The sequence below is a fragment of the Trebonia sp. genome (genome assembly GCF_049794275.1).
Classification (GTDB): Bacteria; Actinomycetota; Actinomycetes; order Streptosporangiales; family Streptosporangiaceae; genus Trebonia.
Genome location: NZ_JBARCR010001253.1, coordinates 1 through 2,786, shown reverse-complemented (window position 1 = coordinate 2,786; position 2,786 = coordinate 1). Strand labels below are relative to the sequence as shown.

4 protein-coding genes are annotated in these 2,786 nt (G+C 67.9%); 2 read left to right on the top strand and 2 right to left on the bottom strand.

Annotated features, from left to right (window positions below):
- Together WA805_RS30680 and WA805_RS30675 are read left to right on the top strand one after the other, a co-directional pair.
- On the top strand, positions 1–251 hold a 251-nt coding region (locus WA805_RS30680), incomplete at its 5' end, for an adenosylcobinamide-GDP ribazoletransferase (protein ID WP_425244073.1).
- 81 nt (positions 252–332) lie between these two features.
- The gene (locus WA805_RS30675) at positions 333–1,499 is read left to right on the top strand and encodes a cobalamin-independent methionine synthase II family protein (protein WP_422280796.1); all 1,167 of its coding nucleotides are present in this window, start codon (positions 333–335) and stop codon (positions 1,497–1,499) included.
- Here the strand turns inward: WA805_RS30675 and WA805_RS30670 are convergent.
- Both WA805_RS30670 and WA805_RS30665 read right to left on the bottom strand, forming a co-directional pair.
- Positions 1,496–1,678: a hypothetical protein gene (locus WA805_RS30670; protein WP_422284371.1), complete on the bottom strand. Its 183-nt coding sequence runs from the start codon at positions 1,676–1,678 to the stop codon at positions 1,496–1,498. The two genes, WA805_RS30675 and WA805_RS30670, sit on opposite strands and share 4 nt — an antisense overlap.
- A gap of 98 nt (positions 1,679–1,776) precedes the next feature.
- Entirely contained in the window at positions 1,777–2,121 is a 345-nt protein-coding gene (locus tag WA805_RS30665) for a hypothetical protein (protein ID WP_425244072.1), read from the bottom strand.
- Positions 2,122–2,786: the final 665 nt, after the last annotated feature.

Genomic DNA, 2,786 nt, shown 5'->3' with positions numbered 1-2,786 from the left:
GGACGAGTCGGCGGGCCAGGACATCGACCGTCGTGCTGCTCGGCTGCGCCATCGCGGTCGCCGGGCTCGCGTCGGTCGGTGCGGGACTGGCTGTTCGCGGGCTGGTCGCCGCCCTCATCGGCCTGCTGGCCGGCGGGCTGCTCCAGCTGGTGGCGCGGCGGCGGCTTGGCGGGATGACCGGAGACGTATTCGGCGCGATCGTCGAAGTCAGCGCCGCGACCGTGCTGGTCGCCTGTGTCCTGGTCGGCTAGCTATGCGAGGTATCCCGGTCTTTCGTGCGCGCCACCCCGGACTTACTGTGGTGCTCTAGGCAACGGGGCCAGGGAGGGCGAATGCAACGGAGCACTGACCGGATCCTTACCACCCACGTTGGAGCACTCCAGCGGCCGCGAGAACTGTCGAAGGCCATGACGGAACGCGGGGAGTGGGCGCCAGACGTGCTCCCCGAACTGCGCGCGGCGGTCGCCGAGGTTGTCGCCCGCCAGGAGCGGGCCGGGATCGACGTCGTAGACGACGGGGAGTTCGGCAAGACCCTGTGGATGTGGTACGTCCGCGACCGGATGGACGGCATCGAGGGGCGGGAATGGTCCCAGGACGCCGAGCCGCTCCTGAAGGGCCGCGACCGCGATCAGTTCCCCGGCTTCTACGCGTGGGCTGACGCCAACGCCAGCATCTTCGGGTACATGGAGGACACGTACTTCTTCAGCTCTATAGTTACTGAGCCCGTCGTCACAGGCCCGCTGCGCTACAAGCCGGAGGCGGTGCAGCGCGACATAGCCAACCTGAAGGACGCGTTGCGGGACAACCCCGCGCTGGAAGCGTTCATGCCGGTGGTAGCTCCGGCCAGCATCGAGGTGGGCCTCGGCAACGAGTACTACGCCACCCACGACGAGCTGATGCGAGCCCTCGCCGACACCATCAGGCAGGAGTACAAGGCGATCATCGACGCGGGGTTCATCCTTCAGGTGGACGACGCATGGGTTCCGGCGGCCTGGGACCGCTCCCCCGAGTTCGACCTGGACTCGTACCGCCGCTACGCGCAAGACAGCATCGAGGTGCTCAATCACGCCCTGGACGGCCTGCCAGAGGACCGCATCCGGTACCACCTGTGCTGGGGCAGCTGGCACGGCCCGCACGCCAACGACATACCGCTCGCGGACATCGCGGACATCATGCTCCAGGTCAAGGCCGGCGCCTACCTGATCGAGGCGGCCAACTCGCGGCACGAGCACGAGTATCACCTGTGGGAGGACGTCAAGCTGCCGGACGGCAAGATCCTCATCCCCGGCGTCGTCACGCACTCCACGAACCTCATCGAGCACCCGGAACTGGTCGCCGAGCGCATCACCCGCTACACCGACCGGCTCGGCCCCGAGAACGTCATCGCGGGCGCCGACTGCGGGTTCGGCTCCCGCATCCACCCTGAACTCGGGTGGGCCAAGCTCGCCGTCCTCGCCGAGGGCGCGGCGCTCGCCTCGGATCGCATCTGGCACCGCTAAGCGCTGGCGTACACTTCACGGATTTCTACTGTTAGCGGGGTGACACCAGGCAGCGGCGGAACCGGATACCTGACGGCCTCCTCGGCGCGTTCCTTCGTGTCGAAGACAATGACCGACATGCCGATCCCGTCAACCGGCGCCAGCCAGTACGCGCTGACGAATCCGGGCGCCCTCGGCACCAGACTGAGCCTAAGGTCCGCCAGCGCCCCGCGAGCAGCTTCAAGATCCTCGATCCGTACGGTCGACACAACCGCGTGCATGCGCCGAGTCTCTCGCACTAGAGGCTGCTGTGCGGCCGATATAACGCGGGGTATTGCATCGGTCCTTGGGTGTAGGTTCGCCCGGCGGGGGTGGTCCACTGGTGCCAGCCGGGCTGGGGCTGGGTGACGGTCCAGCCTTTGGATTGCTTGACCCGGTGGCAGCGGCGGCTTCTGGCGCCGCCATTGCACGCGCAGGTCCGGCCGCCCTTGTCATACGGGACGGCGTGCTCGAAGTCGGACTCGCGGGCATGCCGGGAGCACGGCGGGAAGGTGCAGGTCCCGTCGCGGACCTGCACGAGGTGGCGGAGGGTGTCACTGGGCTGGTAGCCGCGCGACTCGTGCCGGTGGTCGCAGTCGGTCACCGGGATGGGCTCGAGTTGGACGGTGAACTCGCGGCCGCCGGGCAGGGTGAGTGTCCAGGTGCCGTAGCCGCCGGGCGGTCCCGGGTCGCCGGTCGCGGTGAACGCCCACGGGATGGGCCCGTCGCGGCTGGCGGGCGGGGGGCCGGGCCGGTTTTTCTTCGTCCGGGCGGGCTTGGCGCAGCCGTGCGCGACGGCTACTCCCTGGCTGTCGGTGATGGTGATGCACCATTGGCTGTGCGGGCTGCCGGCGGCGGTGGCGGCCAGGTCGCGGACTAGGGCGGGGTCGAGGGGTCCGAGGCCGTGCGCGGCGCCGGGCCGTTCGGCCAGCCCGAGCAGGGTGGCCAGTGGCAGAGAGAGTCAAGCATTCTTCGTATGCTCGGTTTATTGCATAACGGTGTGTGACCGATTTGTCTCGTCTCATTGTCTCAGCCTCGCGCGCGTCTGCACGTAAGGCGCACACAGAGATAGTGAGACAAGACGAGGGACAATCACGGAGCGTGACCAAACTTGTCTAAGTCTAGGTCTACGGTCGCGGGTCTGCACGGTAAGGCGGCCGGAGTCGCAGCGTAGACGATCACGATGCGTGGCTCCCGCGCACGGGCGCCGCGTTGTCCGTGCATCGTGCACATGTGGCCTGATGGTGAAGACACGCGCGAGGTGTGCAC

What these genes read in the sequence shown, in the direction of transcription:
- WA805_RS30675 (WP_422280796.1), top strand. Translation starts at nt 333, where the DNA reads ATGCAACGGAGCACTGACCGGATCCTTACCACCCACGTTGGAGCACTC.